The 21,809-nt window shown below is 69.3% G+C and carries 18 protein-coding genes and 2 pseudogenes; 8 read left to right on the top strand and 12 right to left on the bottom strand.

Annotation, left to right across the window (positions count from 1 at the left end; all coding sequences use genetic code 11):
- Positions 1-73: 73 nt before the first annotated feature.
- The 8 genes from AC07F0_RS27220 to AC07F0_RS27185 all read right to left on the bottom strand — a co-directional run bounded on the left by AC07F0_RS27220 (position 74) and on the right by AC07F0_RS27185 (position 7,892).
- Entirely contained in the window at positions 74-199 is a 126-nt protein-coding gene (locus AC07F0_RS27220; RefSeq protein ID WP_478982838.1) for a hypothetical protein, read from the bottom strand.
- Positions 199-1,620, bottom strand: a complete 1,422-nt coding sequence (locus tag AC07F0_RS27215; RefSeq protein WP_478982662.1) for a GH1 family beta-glucosidase — start codon at positions 1,618-1,620, stop codon at positions 199-201. The genes AC07F0_RS27220 and AC07F0_RS27215 overlap by 1 nt, the downstream gene beginning before the upstream one ends.
- A 13-nt stretch (positions 1,621-1,633) precedes the next feature.
- Positions 1,634-2,473 carry a carbohydrate ABC transporter permease gene (locus tag AC07F0_RS27210; protein ID WP_478982660.1) on the bottom strand — a complete coding sequence of 280 codons (840 nt, stop codon included), beginning with the start codon at positions 2,471-2,473 and terminating at the stop codon, positions 1,634-1,636.
- Between the two features lie 6 nt (positions 2,474-2,479).
- Complete coding sequence (locus tag AC07F0_RS27205; RefSeq protein WP_478982658.1) at positions 2,480-3,439, bottom strand: carbohydrate ABC transporter permease; 960 nt, start codon at positions 3,437-3,439, stop codon at positions 2,480-2,482.
- Positions 3,440-3,449: 10 nt separating this feature from the next.
- Positions 3,450-4,703, bottom strand: a complete 1,254-nt coding sequence (locus tag AC07F0_RS27200) for an ABC transporter substrate-binding protein (RefSeq protein ID WP_478982656.1) — start codon at positions 4,701-4,703, stop codon at positions 3,450-3,452.
- Positions 4,704-4,796: 93 nt separating this feature from the next.
- Positions 4,797-5,858 carry a LacI family DNA-binding transcriptional regulator gene (locus AC07F0_RS27195; RefSeq protein ID WP_478982654.1) on the bottom strand — a complete coding sequence of 354 codons (1,062 nt, stop codon included), beginning with the start codon at positions 5,856-5,858 and terminating at the stop codon, positions 4,797-4,799.
- A gap of 214 nt (positions 5,859-6,072) precedes the next feature.
- Complete coding sequence (locus AC07F0_RS27190; protein WP_243382203.1) at positions 6,073-6,495, bottom strand: DUF350 domain-containing protein; 423 nt, start codon at positions 6,493-6,495, stop codon at positions 6,073-6,075.
- Between the two features lie 245 nt (positions 6,496-6,740).
- On the bottom strand, positions 6,741-7,892 hold the full coding sequence (locus tag AC07F0_RS27185; protein ID WP_478982652.1) for a S1 family peptidase: 1,152 nt from the start codon (positions 7,890-7,892) through the stop codon (positions 6,741-6,743).
- Positions 7,893-8,046: 154 nt separating this feature from the next.
- On the opposite strand from AC07F0_RS27185, the pseudogene AC07F0_RS27180 reads away from it, so the two are divergent.
- Both AC07F0_RS27180 and AC07F0_RS27175 read left to right on the top strand, forming a co-directional pair.
- Positions 8,047-8,290 (top strand): annotated as a pseudogene (locus AC07F0_RS27180) (DJ-1/PfpI family protein); the annotation flags it as partial.
- Positions 8,291-9,055: 765 nt separating this feature from the next.
- Positions 9,056-9,901: an LLM class flavin-dependent oxidoreductase gene (locus AC07F0_RS27175; RefSeq protein WP_478982650.1), complete on the top strand. Its 846-nt coding sequence runs from the start codon at positions 9,056-9,058 to the stop codon at positions 9,899-9,901.
- Between the two features lie 510 nt (positions 9,902-10,411).
- On the opposite strand, the gene AC07F0_RS27170 is transcribed toward AC07F0_RS27175, so the two are convergent.
- On the bottom strand, positions 10,412-10,900 hold the full coding sequence (locus tag AC07F0_RS27170; protein WP_478982648.1) for a hypothetical protein: 489 nt from the start codon (positions 10,898-10,900) through the stop codon (positions 10,412-10,414).
- Positions 10,901-11,219: 319 nt separating this feature from the next.
- Positions 11,220-12,566: a helix-turn-helix domain-containing protein gene (locus AC07F0_RS27165; protein ID WP_478982646.1), complete on the bottom strand. Its 1,347-nt coding sequence runs from the start codon at positions 12,564-12,566 to the stop codon at positions 11,220-11,222.
- Positions 12,567-13,534: 968 nt separating this feature from the next.
- On the opposite strand from AC07F0_RS27165, the gene AC07F0_RS27160 reads away from it, so the two are divergent.
- Both AC07F0_RS27160 and AC07F0_RS27155 read left to right on the top strand, forming a co-directional pair.
- The gene (locus AC07F0_RS27160) at positions 13,535-14,053 is read left to right on the top strand and encodes a hypothetical protein (protein ID WP_478982644.1); all 519 of its coding nucleotides are present in this window, start codon (positions 13,535-13,537) and stop codon (positions 14,051-14,053) included.
- Between the two features lie 477 nt (positions 14,054-14,530).
- On the top strand, positions 14,531-15,022 hold the full coding sequence (locus AC07F0_RS27155; protein ID WP_478982642.1) for a hypothetical protein: 492 nt from the start codon (positions 14,531-14,533) through the stop codon (positions 15,020-15,022).
- 190 nt (positions 15,023-15,212) lie between these two features.
- Here the strand turns inward: AC07F0_RS27155 and AC07F0_RS27150 are convergent, their stop codons facing one another.
- Positions 15,213-16,289, bottom strand: a complete 1,077-nt coding sequence (locus AC07F0_RS27150; RefSeq protein ID WP_478982640.1) for a LacI family DNA-binding transcriptional regulator — start codon at positions 16,287-16,289, stop codon at positions 15,213-15,215.
- A 121-nt stretch (positions 16,290-16,410) separates the two neighbouring features.
- Here AC07F0_RS27150 and AC07F0_RS27145 point away from each other — a divergent pair, with 121 nt between their 5' ends.
- The 3 genes from AC07F0_RS27145 to AC07F0_RS27135 all read left to right on the top strand — a co-directional run bounded on the left by AC07F0_RS27145 (position 16,411) and on the right by AC07F0_RS27135 (position 20,797).
- Complete coding sequence (locus AC07F0_RS27145) at positions 16,411-18,540, top strand: amylo-alpha-1,6-glucosidase (RefSeq protein WP_478982638.1); 2,130 nt, start codon at positions 16,411-16,413, stop codon at positions 18,538-18,540.
- A gap of 105 nt (positions 18,541-18,645) precedes the next feature.
- Positions 18,646-19,110: a transposase family protein gene (locus AC07F0_RS27140; RefSeq protein WP_478982636.1), complete on the top strand. Its 465-nt coding sequence runs from the start codon at positions 18,646-18,648 to the stop codon at positions 19,108-19,110.
- A 223-nt stretch (positions 19,111-19,333) separates the two neighbouring features.
- Complete coding sequence (locus tag AC07F0_RS27135) at positions 19,334-20,797, top strand: MFS transporter (RefSeq protein ID WP_478982634.1); 1,464 nt, start codon at positions 19,334-19,336, stop codon at positions 20,795-20,797.
- Positions 20,798-21,100: 303 nt separating this feature from the next.
- On the opposite strand, the gene AC07F0_RS27130 is transcribed toward AC07F0_RS27135, so the two are convergent.
- Entirely contained in the window at positions 21,101-21,358 is a 258-nt protein-coding gene (locus AC07F0_RS27130) for a hypothetical protein (RefSeq protein ID WP_478982631.1), read from the bottom strand.
- Positions 21,359-21,535: 177 nt separating this feature from the next.
- Between AC07F0_RS27130 and AC07F0_RS27125 the strand changes: the two are divergent.
- Positions 21,536-21,646 (top strand): annotated as a pseudogene (locus AC07F0_RS27125) (transposase); the annotation flags it as partial.
- Positions 21,647-21,809: the final 163 nt, after the last annotated feature.

Here is a 21,809-nt window from a genome sequence, read left to right as displayed (position 1 = left end):
TTCGAACGTAACAGGACGCCGTCAGCTGTGCCGTCATGCCGAAGGAGCGACTCCGTCGTGGACGGGGGAAGGTTCACCGAACCCCGTACACCAACTCGCCGATCTGCCGGTCCCCGTCGACGCGGACGTCGGCGACCTCGGCGGCGTACGACACCTGGACGCCTTCGCGCATCATCCAGTAACCGTCGGTGAACTTCATCAGGAGTCCTTACCAGGGGCGGTGCGGGCGCGGTGGGCGGCGATCAACCGCTGGTACCAGCGGTAGCTGTCCTTGGGGGTGCGTACTTGCGTGTCGTAGTCGACCCGGACGATGCCGAAGCGCTGGCCATAGCCGCGGGCCCACTCGAAGTTGTCCAGCAGCGACCACACGTAGTAACCGCGCACGTCGACGCCCGCGCGCAGGGCGTCGGCGAGCGCGTCCAGATGGCTGTGGAGGTAGTCGATCCGCTCCACGTCGCGGACCCGGCCGTCGGCGTCGACGGCGTCCGCCTCCGCCGAGCCGTTCTCAGTGATCAGGATCGGCGGCAGCGCGGGATACCGCTCGGCCAGGTCGACCAGCAGATCCGTGAAGGTGTGCGGGACGACGGGCCAGCCCATGGTGGTATGACGGACGTCGTCGCGCCAGGTCTCCTCCGCCCGGACGTCGACCGCGGTGCGGGTGGCCGGGTCGGCGTCGCGGTACGGGGCGTCTGCGACGGTGATCGGCCGGTAGTAGTTGATGCCGACGAAGTCGAGCGGTGCTCCGATGAGATCGAGGTCGCCGTCGAGGCGGTACGAGCCGTCTCCGCTGGGCAGCAGCTCGCCCCAGGTCTCGGCTTCGTGCTCCGGGTAGCGCCCGGCGAACAGCGGCTCGCACCACACGTCGTTGTGGAGCGTCTCGACGCGGCGTACGGCGGCCAGATCGGCGGGGGAGTCCGTGGCCGGCAGCAGCCGGTCGGGGTTGAGCGTGATGCCGACCTCCCGTGCCCCCGCGGCGCGCAGCGCGTGCGCGGCCAGCCCGTGGCCGACGAGCAGATGGTGTGCTGCGGCGAGCGCGCCGCGTCCCTCGCGGGCGCCCGGGGCGTGGGTGCCCGCCGCGTAGCCGACGAAGGCGCTGCAGAAGGGCTCGTTGAGCGTGATCCAGCGGCCCACCCGGTCGCCGAGCCGGGCGGCGACCACTCCGGCGTACTCGGCGAACCGCTCCGCCGTCTCGCGCACCCGCCAGCCGCCCCGGTCCTCCAGGGCCTGAGGCAGGTCCCAGTGGTAGAGGGTGGCGGCGGGGGAGATGCCGGAGGTCAGCAGCTCGTCGACGAGCCGGTCGTAGAAGTCGAGCCCGGCCGCGTTGGCGGGGCCGGAGCCGGCGGGCTGGACACGCGGCCAGGCGACGGAGAAGCGGTAGCTGTCCACGCCCAGCTCGCGCAGCAGCGCGATGTCCTCGCGGTAGCGGTGGTAGTGGTCGCAGGCGACGTCACCGGTGGCCCCGTCCGCGACGCGCCCGGGCTGGCGGCAGAAGGTGTCCCAGATGGACGGGCCTCTGCCGTCCTCGTCGTGCGCGCCCTCGATCTGGTAACTGGCAGTGGCGGCACCGAAGAAGAAGCCGGCGGGGAACTCGGGGAACTCGGCGGACTCGGAGAAACTCACAGGAGGCACCTGCCTACTTGACCGACCCGCCGGTGATCCCGGCGGCGATGTACTTCTGGGCCACGACGAGCAGGATCGCGGCCGGTACGGCGGAGAGCACCGCGGTCGCCATGACCGCGCCCCAGTCGCTGACATGTGCGCCGACGAACTGGTAGATGCCGAGCGTGATGGGCTTGACGTCGTCCGTGGTGTTGAGGGTGAGCGCGAACATGAAGTCCGACCAGGCGAAGAGGAAGGTGAACAGTCCCGCCGTGATCAGGGCGTTGCGGCTCATGGGCAGCACGATCCGCACGAACGCGGTGAAGCGGTTGGCTCCGTCCACCATCGCGGCCTCGACGACCTCGCCCGGGATCGACACCATGAACGCCCGCAGCAGTACGACCGCGAACGGCAGGCCGAGCGAGGCGTCCGCCAGGATCAGCCCCAGATAGGAGTTGACGAGGTCGAGCTGCGCATAGGCGCTGTAGAGGGCGTTGGCGATGACGATGCCCGGAACCATCTGCGTGAGGAGCGTCGCGAAGACGATGCCCTGCCCGCCGCGGAGTCCGAACTGGGCGAGCCCGTAGGCGGCGGGCGCGGCGAGCGCGAGACAGACGACGACGGCGCCGAGTGCGACGACGAAGCTGGTGAGCAGCGAGCCGCCCTGGGTGCTGATCGCCGTGTCGAAGTTCTTCAGCGACGGCGATACGGGGAACCACTCGGTGGCGGCGATGCTCGACTCGGGCTGGAGGGCGGTGTTGAGCATCCAGTACACGGGGAAGAGCAGCACGGCGAGGATCAGCAGCGCGGCGGCGGTGTTCCACACCGAACGAACGCGCAGAAGGCCGGTCGGTCGTTTCGTCGGTCGGTTCATCGTCGGTCACTTCCCCTTGCCGAAGTCGGCGCGGTTGGCCCGCAGGTACAGCACGGCGAAGACCGCGCTGACGAGGATCAGGACGTTGCCCACCACGGCGCCCTGGCCGAAGTCGAGCTGCAGGAAGGAGAGCTGGTACGTGACCGTGCCCAGCGTCTGCGTGGAGTCCGCGGGCCCGCCCGAGGTCAGCGCCAGGATCAGGTCGAGGATCTTCACCGTCGACATGAAGCCCAGCACGAGCACGACGGTGATCACCGGGCGCAGCATCGGCAGCGTGATGCTGCGGAACGTCCGCCATGGGCCGGATCCGTCGAGCGACGCGGCCTCGTACAGGTCGCGCGGGATCTCCTGGAGGCCGCCGTAGAGGATGACCATGTTGAACGGGATGCCGATCCAGATGTTGACCAGGATCGCCGACAGCAGTGCCACGCCGGGGCTGCTCAGCCACGGCACGCCGTCCTGTGGGGCCAGGCCGACCGTGTGGAGGGCGGTGTTCAGCATGCCGTGGTCCTGGTCGAGGATGCGCCGCCAGACGACGGCGGAGACGACCATGGGCACGAGCCACGGCAGCAGCAGGACGGCGCGCACGAAGCCGGAGAGCCGGAAGCGCCGGGAGAAGAAGACGGCGAGCGCCAGGCCGATGGCGAACTGGCCGAGCAGCGAGCCGACGGTGAACAGGGCCGTGTGCCACAGGGCGTCGGTGAACAGCTCGTCGGCGAGGACGGCCCGCCAGTTGTCGAGGCCGTTGAACGGTGCCTCACCGGTGAAGTACGTCTTCGGCGTGTAGTGCTGGAAGCTCATGACGATGTTGCGGACGAGCGGGTAGCCGAAGAAGAGCGCCATGTAGGCGACCGCGGGGGCGACGAAGAGCCAGCGCAGCAGCCCGCGGCGCAGCGGAGCGCGGCCGGCTGCGGGCTTCGCTTCGGCGCCGCCCGTGGCGGGCGCCGGGGAGGTGACGGTGGTCATGGCCGGTTCCTCACTTCCCCGCCGAAGCCCGCTGCTGGGCCCGGTGCAGGGCCTGTTCCGGACTGGTCCGGCCCGTCAGCACGGACTGGAAGGCGCCCGCGAGCGCGTCGCCGACGACCGGCCAGCCGGTGCCGACCTTCGCCGTACGGGAGCGGGCGGTGGTGACGAGCTCGGCGAACGCGGCGAGCTTCGGGTTCTGCTTCGCGTACGCCCGTGCGGCCGTGGCGCGGGTGGGCACGTTGTTGACCGATGTGCCCCACTCAAGCTGGTTCTTCTCGGAGTTGAGGCAGTTCAGGACCTTGCCGGCGTTCTTCTCGCGGGCCGGGTCCTCGTCGTTCTCCGGTACGGCCATGACGGTGCCGCCGATGGGCGGCACCGCCGGCTTGCCCGCCTCGGGCACCGGAATGCTCGCGACCGCCCAGTCCACGTTCTTCTGGGCACTGAGGACCGGCACCTGCCACGGCCCGTTGATCATCATGGCGGCGCGGCCCGCGACGAACTGGTCGTTGACGTCCTGCTGGTTCCAGTTGACGACGGACCTGGAGGCGGAGCCGTCCGCGACCAGATCCTTCCAGAGCTGCAGCGCGGCCTCGCCCTTGCCGTTGTCGATCTTTGCCTCGTCACCGCCGGCGGACCAGAAGAACGGAAGGAACTGGTAGACCCCGTCCGCGTTCGGGCTCGCGCTGAAGGCCATGCCGTACGTGTCACCCGAGGTCAGCTTCTTCGCGGCGGCCCGCAGCTCCTTCCAGGTGGTGGGCGGGGCGACGCCCGCCTCCTTGAGGAGCTTGGTGTTGTAGATCAGCGCGAGGGAGTTGACGGAACGGGCGATGCCGTACTGGGTGTCGTCGTACGAGCCGAGGGACTTCGCGCTCGCGGAGAGGCCGGAGGTGTCGACCCCGACCTCGTCGAGCGGCCGCAGGCCCTCGGTCTGCGCGAACTGGGGCAGCTCCGAGCCGTCGAGCTCCAGGATGTCGGTGAGCGAGTCGGACGACGCCATCCGAAGCGCCTTGGAGGCGATCTGGTCGGCGGGCACGCTGATCTGCTCGACCTTCAGGCCGAGCGGCTTGCCGCAGCGGTCGAAGAACCGCTGGTTGGCGGTGTGCTCGGCGGTGTCGGTCGCCGAGTTGAGCACGGTGACAGTGCCCGGGTCGGGCTCCGCGGCGCAGCCGCCCAGCCCCGGCGCGACAAGAACACAGGCGAGGGTGGCGGTGACCGCGGGGACGCGTCCACGTCTTGTTCTGATGCGTCCTGCTAAGACCGGCAAGGCTGATCCTCCGTTACGTGTGCGGCTCTGGACATGCGGTGGTCCGGCGAGGGAGCGTCGCGGGCCGTGCCGTACGGGCGGTCCGGCGAGTGCTCAGCCGGGCGGCGGCGGGGCGATGACGGGCCCGGCCATCCGCGGCTGGATCAGGTGGTGCGGCGCGCGGGAGGGCATGCTCGAAGCAGATGCCGTGACGGCCTCCCGCGCAGTCGGCGACCGGTCGTCGCGGGCGGGTCCGATCGCGTCGATGGCGAGCCGGGCCACGGCCGTGGACATCTCGGCTACGGGCAGATCGATCCGCGGCAGATGCCGGATGCCCAGCTCGTCCGGGAGACTGCCGACGAGCACGACGGTCAGATCGTGGGGAATCCGCAGCCCAGCCGCCGCCACCGTGTCCAGGAGGCGGGGGAGGAGGATCAGGTGCTGGACGACCAGCGCGGTCGGTACGGGCCGCGCGGCCAGCGCCTGGCTCAGCCGCCGCGCGAGGAGGTCCGCGTCGCGGTGGGACGGGACCACGCGGACATCGGCCCCGGTCTCCACGGCCGCTCGCCGGGCGCCGTCGAGACCGTGCAGGGCATAGCCGCGGCGTGCGGCGACCTCGTGCTCGGCCGACGAGAGGAAGAGGATCCGCCGGTGGCCGGCAGCGGCGGTCTCGCGCACGGCGAGGGCGACGGCGGCCTCCCAGTCGAGGTCGGTCCATGGCAGCGCCGCGTGGTCGTCATGACCGAGCAGCGCCCCGGGAAAGCCCAGTTCCCGCAGGACCTCGACACGGGGGTCGCGGTCCTCGACCGCCATCAGCACCGCGGCGTCCGCGATCCTGCTGCGGGCCACCCGGCGCAGCCCCCCGACGCCGTCGCTGTCCGTCATCAGCAGCACGTCGTACCCGTGCCCACGGGCGGCGTCGGTGACGTCGATCGCGAACCGCCCGTCGATCGCCCGGTACGCGCCGGGCACGCGCGGCGCGGCCAGCGCGAGCACGCGGGTCCGCGCGCTGCGCAGCGTACGGGCACTCGCGCGCGGGTGGTATCCGAGTTCGTCGATCGCGGCCTGCACCGCGTGCCGGGTGTCCTCGGAGATCTTGCGCGACCCGTTCAGGACGTACGACACGGTGCTCGGCGCGACGCCTGCCCGCTCGGCGACGTCCTTGATCGTGGCCATGTCCGCCCCCACCCGCCCCCTCTTGAGGCCCGCCGGCTTCCTCGAATCAATCGAATCAATCGAATCGATTCGACAAACGGGGTGACCTTAAGCGCGGGCGGTCGGGAAGGGCAACACCTTCAGCGATACGGCGGCTTGATGACGAGGACCTGCCGCCTGCCGCCGAGGATGTGGTGGTTGGCGATCTCTCAGAGGCAGGGGCAGGGGCAGGGGCTCAGGCGATGGAGGCCGAAATGACGGCGGACACAGCGAGGTTGCAGGACGCCGTCACCCAGACCGCGGGATGAGGCTCTGCCTCGACCAGCGTCGCACCCAGGCGCCCCGGCGTGATCAGGTCCACCACCAGGAACGCCACGGCCATCATCACCAGCCCCAGCAGCCCGAACGCGGCGGTCGAGACCAGCCCCTTGCCGAAGTCCTCGTACGTCGTCCAGATGGACGTGAACACGATGCCACCGATACCGAGCAGTGCGGAGCTGAGGACCATGGCGGCGTTGCGATTGCGCTGCTCCCAGATCTGCCGGCCGAGCTTTCCCGGCGTCAGCACGTCGACCAGGACGATGCCGAGGACCAACAGGACCAGCCCCAGGCCGCCGTACGCGGTGGCCCGCCCGAGTCCGTTGACGATGTCGCTCATGGGGATGCCGACTCCGAAGGGTAGAGATCGTGAGTGATCGCGGTCAAAGAGAGGCAAAATCTAGCGCATGTGCTCTGCCTGCTGATCGGCGCCCCACACAGCGGAAAGGCGGCGTGGCCGCTGCGGACACCGAGCGACCGGCCACCCGCCGCCTTGAGCCGGTCAGGTCCGTGTGGGAGGTGAAGTTCGAGCGGACTCCGTCGCCACTTCCGTGACGGAGTCCGCTCGGCCGCGCTGATGAGGGATCAGGCCGTGTGCAGTGTCAGCCCGTACCGGTTGAGGATCTCGTTGACGGGCTGGTGCCAGGTCTGGCCGCCGCCGCTGCAGTTGCCCCAACCGCCGGAGGTGACGCCTTGGGCCTGGTCGCCGCTGATGAAGGAGCCTCCTGAGTCGCCGGGTTCGGCGCAGACGCTCGTCTTCGTCATCTGGTGGACGGCGCCCTGGCTGTAGTTCACCGTCTCGTTCTTCGCCAGTACGGTGCCGCAGTGCCAGTGAGTGGTGGGGCCGGAACGGCAGACGGAGGCACCCACCGGGGCTTCGGCGGAGCCGCGGACGAGTTGGTCGGGCACGGTGCCCCAGCCCAGCACCACCGGCACGGTCCACCAGCCGCTGCCCACGTTCACCCAGGCGTAGTCGTTGCCCGGGAACGACGACCCCTGGAAATTGCCGATGTAGGACCGGTCCCAGCCGTACACGGCCGCACTCGGCGAGCCGCAGTGCCCGGCGGTGACGAAGCCGCCGTGCACGGAGAAGCCGATGGAGCAGCGGACGTTGCCGGTGTAGTAGGGGTCACCGCCCACGGTGCCGGCGGCGAAGGTACGCGGTGCGGCGGGTGTCTGACGCACCGTCACGGGGCCCGCTTCACGGGCTCGGTCGAGGAAAGCCCGGACATCGTTGTCGTCCCGGTGTGCGGCGACGATGTTCACGACGACCTTGTTGGCTTTCGGGTCCACGTGCCAACTGGCGACTCCGGCGGGCGCGGACAACGCGTCGATGCTCTTCTTCGCCGCCTCGAGTTGCCGCGCGTCGTACCGCACGAGGCGTACGGCCGCTCCGGTCGCGCGTACGGCGTCGGCGTGCGCGGCGCGGGTGACGGCGACGGTGAGTCGGCCACTGCCGGCGTCGAACCAGGAGCCACCGTAGGCCGAACCGGCCGCGCTACGCGCCTTGCGTTCGACGGCCGTCGCGGTCTTCTCCGCGGCCAGGCGTGCCTCGGCCTCGTTCCGAGTCAGCGCCAGGTCCCGCTGCATCGCGGACAGGAGCTCGGGGGAGGCCGGTGCTTCGGAGGAGCGCGCGGGAGCGTCCGCGGCGGAGGCGGGCAGGGCGCCCGCGGTCGCCCAAGTGCCGAGGAGAAGGAGTGCGGACAGTGCGGTGCGCAGAGTTGTCGTGCGTCTCAAGGGAATGACCCTTCGTTGTTCCAGCAGGGTGGGGGTGGAACAGCAGTGCTTGAGAGCGCTCTCGTGGCGTGCGCGGCAGAGCCTAGCCCTTGGCCCACATAAAGGTCTATGCCAATTTCAGCCGCGGTTGCGGTCGTTGGCCCCATAGCGTCGGGGCGCACGGGTCGCCTCCATCTGCACCGGAGCGTTGGTGCTGGCCGCCGCCGGGCTGCTCGACGGGCGCCGCGCGACCACGCACTGGATGTACACCGGCGACTGGCCGACGACTATCCGCCGGTCGACGTGGACCCCGGAGTGCTCTGCATCGACGAGGGGGACGCACTCGCCTCGGCAGGATAGGCGGCGGGATCGACCTCTGCCTGCACATGGTCCGCAGCGATCTCGGCGCGACCATGGCGGTGGTGAGAAACCGCTGATCGATGAACTGCTCGCGTTGACCCGGTGAGCACACCCGGTATTCGGTCATCGCGTCGTCCCTCGTGCAGCCGGCCGGATGGCGACAGGCGGTCTCCCCGGCACGTGCCTCCGGGAATTCGCTGCCACCGCTGATGCCGGGCGACGTGCACGGGATGCGGAGCGATGCCTACCTCGCGGAGGAGAGCACCGAGACGCTCGCTGACCTGTCCGAGCATCACAGCCAGATGGCTGTGCCCTGACGTCCCCCGCCGGTGATCAGCGCGTTGAAAAGCCCCGGCTGGACGGGGGAGACCAGTGAGCTGTGGCGTGCGGAGGGTGGTCGCCTCTCGGCGAAACGCTCCATGGGGCTTCAGCCGAACGACCGTCCCCATGCGCTACGGGTGAGGCACGGGGGACCCTGTCCCTCCGCAACCACATACAGATGAACGGTGGGGAGCTGCGGGGCGGCGGATAGCGTAAGGGCGTGCTTTCAGCTGTCCTCGTCGGTTTCCTTCGTGCTGCCGGCCTCGGGTTCGAAGTCGGTGCGACCTTTACGGCGGGGCATTCACGGCCCTTGGCCCCTGTGACTGCTGGAGGCAGGGGTAGCCAAATTGGCTTGTCCTACGAACACGCGGCGCCCTAAGGTCAGATCACTTCGACGAGACGTTCCCCAGGAGCACGCCGCAGAGCGGGAGCGTCCCACCTCACTGAGGTGCCGGAGGGGCGGCAACAGTCTTTGTCGACCCTTCCTTTCGGAGGTCTCCTTCATGAACGTCGGTATCGGCCTGCCCATCGGCGACCCGACCACCCTGCTCACCTGGGCCCAACGCGCCGACGCCGGGCCCTTCAGCACACTCGGCCTGCTGGACCGGCTCGTCTTCCACAACCCCGAACCCCTCGTCGCGCTCGCCGTCCTCGCGGGCGCGACCTCCCGCATCCGCGTCCAGACCGAGGTGCTGCTCGCCCCGCTGCGCGATACCGCCCTCCTCGCCAAGCAGGCCGCGACCTTGGACCGGATGACCGGTGGCCGCCTGGTTCTCGGGCTGGGCATCGGCGGCCGGGACGACGATCACCAGGCCGCGGGCATCGACAAGCGCACCCGAGGCCGACGCCTCGACGAGCAGATGGCGGTGATGCGCCGCCTCTGGTCCGGCGAGCCGTACGGCGACGGCGTCGGCCCGATCGGCCCTTCGCCGGCCCGGCCCGGCGGCCCCGAGGTGCTCTTCGGTGGATTCAAGCCCGTCGCGCTCGAACGTGCTGCTCGCTGGGGGGACGGCTTCCTCGCCGCCGCTGCGCCCTCGTGGGCAGGCGGGTTGTTCGACACGGTCCGCACGTTCTGGAAGCAGTACGGCCGCGACGGCGAACCGCGCATCGTCGCACAGGTCAACGTCGCCCTCGGCCCTCAAGCCGTGATCGACGACGCCCGGGCCAACATGCAGGCGTACTACACCTTCACCGGCATGGCCGACCGGATGGTCGCCGGACTGCTCACCACGCCCACCGAGATCCGGGAGGCGATCGCCCACTTCGCCGACCTCGGCGCCGACGAGGTGATGCTCTACTGCTACGGCCTCGACCCGAACCAGGTGGACCGCCTCGCCGACGTCCTGTGACGGCTTGAGCGCACACAATCGGGCGGTCGTCGGGCAAGTTCCCGGTGGCCGGTGTCCGCCCGCCCTCCGAGCCACTGGTTTGGGGTGAGCGGGCGGCTGCTCGGTGACGAACGCGGCGAGCGGTTTCGGAGTGGTCTTGCGGCCGGTCAGGTATCTCAACCAGCCGTGTCGGGCCTTGAAATACTCGACGTCACCGCAGCTACGCCCGTGGCCAGTGGCGCGTCGCGAAGGAACCGCACGACGGCCGCATGCAGGTGGCTGCCGATGTTGTGACCCACAGGCCGGGGCGGAGGTGGATGGGGCAGAGGTGACCCGCAGATGCGGTTGCCCTCGGACGCCAGGGTCCGAAGCCCGTATTCAGCCGCCGACCACCTCGCTGACGCCAGCCCGCGCACGGCCTGCGCGTCCTCGCCGTCCTCCCAACCGTCGCTGTCGCAGGTATGGGAACGTGTGGCTGCATGACCAGCACATGCGTAGCGCGTCCACGCACATGCGTGGCTGCGACGCTGATCAGTCGGTGCGCCGGTCGATCTCGCTCTGCACAGCTTGGATGGCTGCCAGTGCACCTGCGATCGCGGCGCCTTGCTGACGTGACAGATCGAGCAAATGGTCCAAGGCGACCTTTCTGCTGGCGAGTTTTCGGTGGAAGTCGTCTGGCAGCGGGGTCTTCCTGTAGGCGTCGATATGGGCGACTACCCCGCCGAACGGCAGGTCAGGGAAGCGGCGTTCGGCCTGCTTGATGCGGCTGAGGAGCTCACCGAGCTTGACCATGTCCGCCTTTTGCGCAGCGATGCCGGCCAGTTTGTCGAGCACGACGACGGTTTCGTCGAGCAGGTCGTAGTCGGCCTGATAGCGCTTTGCCTCCTTGGCGCGGTGGCTCTTGCGCACCTGAACGACGGAGAAGTACGTGGTGACGGCCAGGCTGGCCAGACCGATGACAGCTGCCCATGTCCAGGAGCTGCCGAAGGTCTCCTGGGAGGCGTCGCTGCTGCTCAGCACCAGGCGGATGCATGGGCGAGACGCGTTCTCCGTCAACTGGGAAACTGAGCAGTGCATGATCGGTTCTTTCCTTGGACTTGAGGGGCTTGTGATGGGGGGCTCGCCGACGGTGCCCTGGGGGGTACTGAGGGCTCGGCTCCTCGCTGTCGACAGCAACACGGCTGGAATCTCCCGGCTGGGACATCAGGGGAGGGGACGCTGCTGACATCGCAGACAGTCAGATGCCGCGCGTGCTCCACCGCCCCCAGAGAGCGGTGATCCTTCAGCCGGTCGGAAGCAGGCGATTGGGCTGCTGGGGCACGTAGGTCCGGGGACGGTCTCAGGGGCCGCTGTTGCTGGTCGCCTCCCAGGACTGCGGGGTGTTACCCGTTCCCGGAGTGGTGCTGCGCAAGCCCTCGAAGGTGTTCCGCTCGGCTCCGCGTGCGGTTGGCTTTTCGACCGCGGAGCCGAGCGTGGTGTGTGGCTTCCGCCGGCAAGCCGCTGTCTCCACGGGGTCGCCTACCAGGCCGGCGGCCATGGCGAGCCGGCGCTGCCGTTGCCCATTGGTCTCGTACTTGCAGACGATCAGGACGTCCAGGCGGACCTGGGGCCGGATATGACGCTGCAGGGCGGCCTTCAGAGCCGGGTGCCATGCGGTGGACTGCAGGATGAACTCCGTCTTGTGGTCGGTCACGAACACCGGAACATCCAGGTGGTCGCGATGCAGGCGGGATTGCAGCACCGTGACGGAGCGCAGAGCGCGCAGTTGTTGACTGCTGAGCAGGCCTGCCCGATTCGACAGCATTTCGACCCACGCTTCCCGTACGTGGTCGGTGACCTCTGCGCAGGTCAGGCACGAAGCCCGCCCCATGACCACATCAGACAGCCTGACCCGGAACGTGGTAGCGCACTGCAGGCATTCCACGGTCCACGGCGCCTCGAAGCGGCGGTAGCGTTCCAGGGCCTCGAAGCCGGCCTTCCGCAGCAGCCGCACGGCGGTCTCCTGAGCTACCTTGCCACTGAGGTTCTCGGCGACCACGGCCTCCAGCTGCTTCATCTCCTCACGCGTGCCGTAGCCCTGGCGTGCGCCGGCGGCATGCTGCCCCGCCCGGAGCCAGGCTTCGAGCCACACCTGACGGCCGCGCGGCGGTACCTCGCAGGCGATGAGGAAGGCCTCCAGGCATTCGATGGATGCCGGTGGCTGGCCGGCGCAGATACGGTTGGCCGTACTGCGCGACAACTCCTTGCGTGCGGCTCGTGCCCTGTTGGCCATCACTTGGAACGAGGGCGCTCCGTTCAGCAGCCGCAACTGCTTCAGGGCCTGACAGAGGCTGTCGAAGTCCCTGATGAGATGAGGGCGTGGCGCGTGCCCTTCCCGCACCCGATCGCCGGTCTTACGGCTGGCCATACTCCCGCGATAGGCGGCGATCCACAGCTGAGTGATCGCGTCGACATCCAGTTCGCAGGCACGTGCGAAGGACCGTGCCACGTCCCGCTTGGGAACGACGGTTCCTGACGCTGCCCGCTGTAGTGTCGCGGGGCTGTGGAACCCAGTCCGCTCGGAGAGCTGGGCGTAGGAAAGGCCGATGCCCCGGCGCCCGTTACGCAGGGCAGTGGCAAGTCTGCCCAGTGGACTCAGCGGGTCCGGAATCGGCTTTTCTGGTCGTCCCACCGCGTCATACTCCATTCCTGCGGCATGAATGGGTGCTGTGCATGGTCCCTGTCCGTCTCTCACGTGGCTCGCGACAGCGTGCCGTTCTCCATCGGCTCCAACCAAACGTCTCTTCACGGCAGTTGGCGCTCCCGCGAAGGCGCACAGCATCCTGCCATCTGGATATAGGTCTTCGCATGGAGGTGAGAGTTGTTGCATGGCCGTCCCACAGCCAAAGTCACGCGCAACTGGAGCGGGACATTGTGAATCAACCTCTGGCCAGCAGGTTCGGTCCCGGCGGACGGCGATCGATGGCCGTTCAGCGCTCGTTGATTCACTTCTGCTCGCCGCTGATTGCACACCCTGTGCTCAGAGGCGACAATTTCCGAACCACCGCAACGCAGTGCGCGGTGCCCTGTTTCCTTGGCTCCAACCATGATTGAACAGGGAAAATGAGCCTGACGCGTTGGCGCGCGAAAGGGCACCGGAAGAGTCGGCCTGCCCAAGCGGGCCGACTCTTCCCCTTTCCTATCATCCGATGATCGGAATAGAACCTCCCTGCGATCGACTGTGATCGCTTCTGACTCTTTGCCGGACCGTTGTCGGCACCGGTGCCCCACCGGTGAGCAGCAGATGTTCACCTGGAGGGGAGGCAGCTGATCCGCTGCGAAAAGATGTTCACGAGAGTGGACAGCACCGGTTGTCTCGTCTCGCTGAAGTTTGGTCACGTCTCATCGAAAGTTTGAGCACGTACCCCTACTCACGTGAGTACGCGCACTCACGTGGAGGCGGTGGCTCGCTCGGAGACTTGGCGCATGAGACGAACCCCTGTCCTGACCAGCACGGCTGCCCGCTCCCCGCGCCGCCCGCGGCCCACGCTTGCGGTAGCAGCTCTCGCCGCTCTGGCGCTCGCCGCCTGCGGCACCGAGAAGACAGGCTCTGGCGGACCGCGAAGCAACCCCGCTGGCACCGCCGGGGCCCGGCCCAGCGCGGCCTTCACGGAGATGCTGAGAGAGGTCGCGCAGGAGTGTTCCCCGAGCGCTTCGCCAGAGGCGCCGCCGACCGGTCCGTCAGAGGCGCCGCCGACCGGTCTGCCAGAGGCGCCGCCGACCGGTCTGCCAGAGGCGCCGCCGACCGGTCCGGCGGAGACGTTGCCGTCCGGGGAGACACCGCCGAGTGACGCGATCGAGCCGATCGTCCCCACGGCGGGGCCGGAGGTGGAGTTGAACGCTCGCGACTGGTGCGCGAGCAACCTCCATGAACAGCGCATCACCCAGGCACTCTGGGATCTGGCGGATCCAACCCCGACCAAGGTCAGGACGATCCTGAACGACCTCGGCTACATCGACGAGCGTATCCACGACCTCAAGCAGTCCGGTACGACCACGCGGTTCTTTCTCGACCTGCGCGACCAAGGCGGACGGCTCTGCTTGGACGGCTCGGCGGCCGGCGAGAAGACCGTCGTCGACAAATGCGTAGCCTCCGCGACCGGCCCGTTCACACCTGGAGAACGGGAACAGTGACCACCAGCTTCAATCTTCTGGGCGACGATGGCAGGAGTCGGTGCTGTCTCTTCTCGTGAACAAATCGAGCTCGTGCCAGCAGCCAGGCGGCTCCGTAGCCGATGTCGAAGCGCTGCCCAATCTCGTGGACAGAGCCATGCACGGTTCGGCGACCTGGAAGCAGCGCGCGCAAAGGCGCCCACAGGGCATCGACTCGCAAGGCGATGCTGCGGACCCGGGCGCGCTGAAGCCCGAGGGAACCGTAGACCGCGTACGCCGCGCGGGGCAGGAGCACAGTGTGCTGAGTCGCTTCGGGCGCACGGCTGCGGCGGGTCGAGCTCTGGTCGGCATAGCGGATGGTGCTGGCTCGTACGGCTGTGCTCGCTCGCGGCGTGGGTCGCGGCCGCTGTCGCCTGCATGCGGCTGCTGGGGGCCACCGCCATGGCCCGGCCCTGACACGAGCCCTTCGTGTGGGGTGCCGTCGCCGTGGGGTGTGCGGTGGTGCGGATGGTGGCGCTGTGGGTGCTGCGCGGCGAGCCCAAGGACGACGGGTTCACGGACGAGTTCTGGGTCAAGCTGCGCACCGGTGCCCTCTGGGCCATCGTCGCGTTTTCATCCGCCGTGTTCGCCGTAGCCATCCTGACCTCGTCGATTGCGGGCAAGAAGCTCGACGCTCTGCGCGATGCGGGCGCAGAGGTGAGCACCGCGAGGGTCGTGGAACGGCAGTCGACGCGACAGGAATTGAGCGACGGCGTCGTGAAGGGATACGCGTCCCGGCTTGTGGTCTCCGTGCCCGGCGGTGCCGAACGGCTCACCGTGCGCGGCGCTTGCACGCAGGAGAGCCCGGCAAAGGCACCGGGGTCGACGTCCTGTGGGCCCGGTCCGACCCCGGTCTCGGTGGTTACGTCAACGAGAGCAAGGACCTGCGCACGCTCGCCGAAAACCGCTGGAGGGCTTTTCAGGACGACGAGTTGGGCGTGGGCTCGCTGATCGCTTTCATCGTCATGGCGTTCATCGGCGCGATCGGGTGTTGCGTGCGGCTCCACGGTCGGCGCGGGGATGCGGGCCCGGAGTGGGGGGAGGAGGCGAGGGGACGTGCCTTCGAAAACTCGAAGGCGAGGCTGTTGGGGGGGGCGATGGTTGCTCGGCCGGTTCAGCCCCTACTGGGTTGAGGCAGCCGCTACTTGGCTTGGCCGGCCTCGGCCGCACCGCCGCCGTTCGGCGGGCAGATGCTGTCGCGCACGACCAGCGACGGCTTAAGCAGCAGGCGCTCCGGGGGCGCGTCGGGTGCGGCGATCCGTGCCAGCAGCAGCCGTACGCACTGGCGGCCGACCTCCTCCAGCGGCTGAGCGACGGAGGCCAGAGCGGGGTAGAGGATCTCGGCGGTCGGCGAGTCGTCGAAGCCCACGACGGCGACGTCCCGGCCGGGGGCGGCGCCGCGCTCACGCAGCGTCTGGTAACAGCCGAGCGCCAGCATGTCGCTGGCCGCGATCACTGCGGTCGCGCCCGCGTCCAGGAGCGGTTTCACGGCGGCGCGGGCAGCGTCGCTGTCGTTCACGCTCTGCGCGCGCCGTCCGCGCGTGGGCAGGCCGTGTCGGCGCATGGCTCGCTGCCAGCCCTCGGCCCGGTCGTCACCGGCGCCCGAGGAGCCGCGTTCCCAGCCCAGGAAGGCGATCTCGCGATGGCCGAGGGCGACCAGGTGCTCGACCGCGGCGTCCGTGCCCGAGGCGCCGTCGACGTCGACCCAGTCGCCGATCTTCCGCCCCGACCACATCCGGCCGAAACCGACGAACGGCACGCCGCGCTTGGCCAGCCACGCCTGGCGCGGGTCGTCACGCTCGGTGCCGCTGAGCACAAAGCCGTCGACCTCGTGCTGGTCGAGGAGTTCCTCATACCCTTCCAGAGTCGGGCCGCCGGCCGGGGAAGCGAACAGCAGGATCCGGTAACCGGCGTCGTCGGCGGCCTGTGACAAGGCGTGCAGGAACCGGTCCAGAACCGGGGAACTGGCAGGCGTGGGCTGGATTCCGTACCCGAACAGCTTGCTGGAGCGGGTACGCAGTGTCTGCGCGGCGCGGCTGGGGCGGTAGCCCATCTCCTCGATCGCGCGGCTCACCCGCTCCAGGGTCTCGGGCCGCAGCATGTCCGGCGAGTTGATCGCGTTCGACACGGTCTGCGCGGAGACCCCGGCCCGGCGGGCGACCATCGCGAGGGTCACCGGGCCGTTCTTGGCCGAGGAGCTGCTGTGGGAGCGGGGCATGCGGCTCTCCGACTTGCTGGGGAGATACGGGCTTGGTTTTAGCGTTCAAAAAACGTTGTCATCGCTCTGAAGACTGGCTTAATGTCTTTTGAACGATCCAACGCCGAGAGGTTCTACTTCCTTGGACGCCACTGTCAAGACCCAGGACGCCAACGGCTCGGTCAGGGCATCCCCCTCCGCAGCCGGCGGCCTGCAGCCGTTCCTGCATGACGCGGTCGTCACACTGCACGCGCCGAGCCTCGTGATCTCGCGGGCAGACGGGCAGATCAGCGGGGGTGCCGACGGCTTCTTTCACGGCGATCGCAGGGCTCTTTCCCGGTTGACCGTCACGGCCGAGGACATCGCTCTGGCACCCGTTCAGGGCGGGCTGCGGAGCGCGGACCGCGCCGGCTTCCGGGCCATCCTGCGCGGCCTCGGCGAGGTGACATCGGACCCGGCCGTCGCTCTGAACCGCCGCCGCAGCACCGCAGACGGCCGGCTCGAGGAGGTCTTCGAGGTCACCAACGCGGGCGGCGAGCACGTCCGCCTCCGACTGACGTTGAGCGTCGGCACGGACCTCGCCACCATGGAGCAAGTCAAGTCAGGACGTGTCCTTGAGGAGTCGCCTTCGGAGGTCGCGGACGGCGACACCGTGGGTCTCACCTGGTCCACGGACGACTTCACCGTACGTCTGGCCGCTGAGCCCGCACCGGACACGCTTCACGTGCCGACGGCCGAGCTGTCCTACGACATCGACCTCAAGCCCGGTACCTCTTGGAGTGCGACACTGACCTGCACCGCGGCCTACGCGGATGGCGATCAGTTCCCGGCCCCACCCGCGGACAGACTGCCCTGGAGCGTCCCCGTGCTGCGCAGCGCGGACCGCGGTTTCGACCGGTGGCTGGAGCAGTCCCTCGCCGACCTGGACCGTCTGCGCATGGCGGACCCGCAGTCGCCACACCCGGACCGCCCGGACCAGTTCCTCGCCGCCGGCGCCCCGTGGTTCCTGACGCTGTTCGGCCGCGACTCGCTCTGGGCCGCCCGCATGCTCCTCCCGCTCGGCACCGACCTCGCGGCCGGCACACTGCGCACGCTCGCCCGCCGCCAGGGCCAGAGCACCGACCCGGCCACCGAGGAGCAGCCTGGCAAGATCCTGCACGAAGTGCGCCGCGACTCCCTCCAGATCGCAGACCGGCTCTCGCTCCCGCCGGTGTACTACGGCACGGTGGACGCCACACCACTGTGGATCACCCTGCTCCACGACGCCTGGCGATGGGGCCTCGCCCCGGCCGAGGTCGAGGAGTTGCTGCCGCATGCCGAGGCCGCGCTCGCCTGGATGCGCGAGCAGGCGGACGCCTACGGCGACGGCTTCCTCAAGTACGTCGACCAGACCGGCCACGGCCTGTCCAACCAGGGCTGGAAGGACTCCGACGACTCCATCCGCTACCGCGACGGCCGCCGCGCCCACGCGCCGATCGCACTGTGTGAGGTCCAGGCATACGCCTACGAGGCCGCCCGGGCCGGGGCGGCGCTGCTGCGCGCGTTCGGTCGCCCGGGCGCGGACGGCTGGGAAGACTGGGCGGACCGACTCGCCACCCGCTTCCGCGAGCACTTCTGGGTGCAGGACGAGAAGGGCCCGTTCCCGGCGGTCGCGCTCGACGGCGACGGCAAGCCGGTCGACTCGGTCACCTCCGGCTTCGGCCACCTCCTGGGCACGGGCCTGCTCAACGCGGAGGAGAGCGCACTGCTGGCCGCCCGGCTCACCGGGCCCGACCTCGACGCGGGACACGGCCTGCGCACGCTCAGCAGCGACGCGGTCGGTTACAACCCCTACGGCTACCACGTCGGTTCCATCTGGCCGCACGACACCGCGATCGCCGTACACGGACTGATCAGGGCCGACTTCCCGGACGCCGCGGCATCCCTGGCCGACGGCATGCTGACAGCGTCGGCGGCATTCGACGCCCGCCTGCCCGAACTCTTCGCAGGCCACGGCGCCGACGCAGGCCACAGCCCCGCTCCCTACCCGGCGTCCTGCCGCCCCCAGGCATGGGCAGCTGCGTCCTCGATTCTTGTGCTCCAAGCGGCTTTGGGCCTGGATGCCGACGTCCCGGGCGGCACGGTCACCGTGGCGCCCACCTTCGCCCGGAACTACGGCCCGCTGACCGTGGACGGACTCCAAGTGGGCGGCAGCCGACTGGATGTCACCGTGGCCGCGGACGGATCCGTGCGGGTGACAGGGCCGGAGGAACTGGTCGTGACCACGCCCTGATGCTCCCGCCGGCCGAGTGCCAACGACACCGCTGTCTGGCTGGCGGCAACAACGTCTCCGAGTCCACCGTCCGCCGCTGGCGCGACGAGCTGATCGGGCGGTGAGGTGGTCCTGATCGACGGCACCCTCATTCCCACCCAGCGCCGCACCGGAAGAGCCGGCCGACGGAACTACTCCGGCAAACACCGCCGCCACGGCCTGCACTTCCTCGCACTGACCGACGAGAGAGGCCGCCTGATCTGGATATTCGCCGCCCGCCACGACCACGTCGTGACTCACCTGCGCGCCGCCGGCCTCGGGGCCCTCGCGGACCTCGTCTTCCGCGGCCTGGACAACGACATGCGCGACCCTGTGATCGTTACCGGCTTCACCGCGACTCGCGCCCACAAGCTCACCACCGGTCAGAGGGTGGCCAACCGCGTCCTCGCCACCGGCCGCGTACCGGTTGAGCATGGTTTCGCCCACCTCAAAAACTGGCGGTCTCTCACCAAGCTCCGCGCGAACCCCGTCCGCGCCACTCACCTCCTGCGCGCCCTGCTCGTCCTGACGAACCTTGAAGTCAACCGCTGAGATTCTTCTTCGACCTCTGCACTGACCACCCACGACAAAAGGTGTGGCCTCGGTTGCTTGTTGCTCGGTACGGTCGCGGCCATGGCGACCGTGGAGGCTCCGGGATGGATGGTTCAACGTGCGGGCACGGGCGATGTGGCTGGGCTCGCGCAGGTTCCGCGACGGACAGCGTCCGTCGCTGATGGACCGGAAATGACCAAGCGACTCAGCAGGTAAAGAGCGGATGTCCACCATCCCGACGGCCCGCAAGAGCGTACGAGCCTGGGCCCTGCTACTCGTCCTGTGCGGAACGATCTTCCTCGAGGGCAGCGACGTCGCCATGCTGGCCGTTGCCGTGCCCACCATTCGCGCCGATCTCGATCTGAGCACCGGCACCGCGGCGTGGGTGATGAGTGGCTACGTGCTCGGCTACGCCGGTTTCACCCTGCTCGGCGGCCGCGCCGCCGATCTGCTGGGCAGGCGGCGGATGTTCCTCACCTGGCTGGGCGTCTTCCTGGTCTTCTCCATGCTGGGCGGCTTCGCGACCGACGGCTGGATGCTGGTCGTGGCCCGGTTCGTCACCGGCGTGGCGGCGGCCTTCATGACTCCCGCCGCCATGTCGATCATCACCACCTCGTATCCGGAGGGGCGGCAGCGCGACAAGGCCCTGCTGGTCTTCGCCGGCGTCGGCGCCGGCGGCTTCTCGCTGGGCCTTGTCATCGGCGGGCTGCTGACCGAACTCGGCTGGCGCTGGGTGTTCTTCGCCCCGGTGTTCCTGGCCGGCGCCATCCTGCTCGCGGCACTCAGGCTGCTGCCGGCCGAGGCCCGCCCCGAGCCCGCACAACAGGGCTACGACCTGGTCGGCGCGGCCACCGCCGCCGCCGCGATGCTGCTGCTCGCCTACGGCATCGTCCGGCTCGAGCACCGCGGCGAAGGGCTCGGGCTGACCCTCGGCGCGCTCGCCGCCGGGCTGGCGCTGGTGTGGGCGTTCATCGTGATCGAACGGCGCGCCAAAGCGCCGCTCGTCCGGCTGGAGGTCTTCCGCAAAGCCGCGATGGTACGGGCCGACCTCGGCGCCCTGCTCTTCCTGGGCGCGTTCTTCGGCTTCCAGTTCATCGTCACGCTCTACCTGCAGGAGCTGCGCGGCTGGTCCTCCCTGCAGGCCGCGATCGCGCTGATCGTCATGGGCTGCGACGCCGTGCTGGCGCCCACCCTCACCCCGCGCCTGGTGAACCGCCACGGCAACAGCCGGGTGATCTTCGGAGGCTTCCTGCTGGCGATCGTGGCCTACGGGCTCTTCCTGTTGGTCGAGATGGACTGGTCATACGCGGCGATGTTCCCGAGCCTGATCATCGCGGGCACCGCCTTCGCCCTCGCCTATGGTCCGCTCACCATCGCGGCGACCGACAGCGTGGCCAAGGAGGAGCAGGGCCTGGCCGGCGGGCTGCTGTACACGTTCACCCAGTTCGGCTCAGCGGTCGGGATCTCCGCGGTGACCGCGGTGTACGGGATCGCCGCGGCCGGCACCGATGGCTCACCGGACGCGGTGTTGGACGCCTACCGCACCGCCCTCGTAGTCCCGGTGGTCATGGTGCTGCTGGGAACGGCGGTCTCCGCCTTCGGCCTCCGCAGCACCAGGACCGCCAGCCAGCGGAAGAGCGCGGCGCCCGCGGCCCGCGACGAGGTCAACGACGGCGTTCCAAGGTAAGGCCGACAACGCCCCACACCGAGTCCATCACGCCTCCCCCGTACCAACCACCGCTTCCGTACTGCCGCCCAGTTTCCCTGACGGCAACACCGCCCCCAGACCCTCATGGCACGGTGATCAGCGGAAAGGGAATGCGATACAGCTTTGGCAGACGATCTACTTCACAGTCTCCAGTCCAGGACCAGCGCGATCACCTCGGAATACCGTCACACCAGCCTTTTGACCAGCGACTTCAAGTTGGCGGAGGCTCACCGTCTCCCACGGCGGGAAGTCGGAGTGTCGGTCCCCCCGGGTGGGGGCTGGTCATTGGGTGGTGTGGCTGAGCCAGCGGTGCAGTGCGGTGTGGACGTGGTCGGGCAGGGTGCTGAGGTGGTCGATGGCCTCGAGGTCGCCGGGCATGGGGGCGACGCCGGCGGTGGTCAGTGCCGCGTGGAGTTCCAGGCGGTGCACATCCCGAGGGGCGAGGAGGGGGTTGAGGCGCTGAGTGGGGTTGGGCGGCGGCAGCAGGAAGTCGTCGTGCGCCCAGGACGGCCGGCCAGGCCTGGTGGTGGTGTGGGCCATGAACAGGCTCCTTTCAACGCTTTGGTTGTGGAGGGGGACTTCGCATGAGGGGAAGCCGGTTGCGGTCGGCGTGAGGGTCCACCCGGATGCAGCAGAGCGGCTTGGAGTGCTCCGATGACCTGGTGAACTGCTTGGGACGGCTTCCGCCGTTGCTGGGTGGCGAGCCCCAGGGGCCGCATTCTGTTTGTTCTGCAGACCGGGATGTCGTGGGAGCATCTGCCGCAGGAACTCGGCTTCAGCTCGGGCGTGACCTGCTGGCGCCGCCCGGCCGAGTGGTCCGAGGCCGGGGGTGCGGCGGCCCCGGCTGCACGAGGTCCTCCCCGCCAAGGTCCGCAGCGCGTGTGAAGCCGCTGATAGCCCTCCGGAACACCGAGCACGGCTCCGGTGTGGACACCCAACACTGGGTCGTAGAGCGCGCCTTCGCCCGCCCGCACTGGTTCCGCCGCCCGCG

The organism is Streptomyces sp. NPDC045955 (assembly GCF_056430805.1).
This window is presented reverse-complemented; position numbering and strand designations above follow the sequence as displayed.

Bases quoted from the DNA above. Each gene is read 5' to 3' on its own strand.
- AC07F0_RS27220 (WP_478982838.1), bottom strand. From the start codon at position 199: ATGAAGTTCACCGACGGTTACTGGATGATGCGCGAAGGCGTCCAGGTG.
- AC07F0_RS27210 (WP_478982660.1), bottom strand. From the start codon at position 2,473: ATGAACCGACCGACGAAACGACCGACCGGCCTTCTGCGCGTTCGTTCG.
- AC07F0_RS27205 (WP_478982658.1), bottom strand. From the start codon at position 3,439: ATGACCACCGTCACCTCCCCGGCGCCCGCCACGGGCGGCGCCGAAGCG.
- AC07F0_RS27195 (WP_478982654.1), bottom strand. From the start codon at position 5,858: ATGGCCACGATCAAGGACGTCGCCGAGCGGGCAGGCGTCGCGCCGAGC.
- AC07F0_RS27190 (WP_243382203.1), bottom strand. From the start codon at position 6,495: ATGAGCGACATCGTCAACGGACTCGGGCGGGCCACCGCGTACGGCGGC.
- AC07F0_RS27175 (WP_478982650.1), top strand. From the start codon at position 9,056: ATGAACGTCGGTATCGGCCTGCCCATCGGCGACCCGACCACCCTGCTC.
- AC07F0_RS27165 (WP_478982646.1), bottom strand. From the start codon at position 12,566: ATGGAGTATGACGCGGTGGGACGACCAGAAAAGCCGATTCCGGACCCG.
- AC07F0_RS27160 (WP_478982644.1), top strand. From the start codon at position 13,535: ATGCTGAGAGAGGTCGCGCAGGAGTGTTCCCCGAGCGCTTCGCCAGAG.
- AC07F0_RS27150 (WP_478982640.1), bottom strand. From the start codon at position 16,289: ATGCCCCGCTCCCACAGCAGCTCCTCGGCCAAGAACGGCCCGGTGACC.
- AC07F0_RS27135 (WP_478982634.1), top strand. From the start codon at position 19,334: ATGTCCACCATCCCGACGGCCCGCAAGAGCGTACGAGCCTGGGCCCTG.
- AC07F0_RS27130 (WP_478982631.1), bottom strand. From the start codon at position 21,358: ATGGCCCACACCACCACCAGGCCTGGCCGGCCGTCCTGGGCGCACGAC.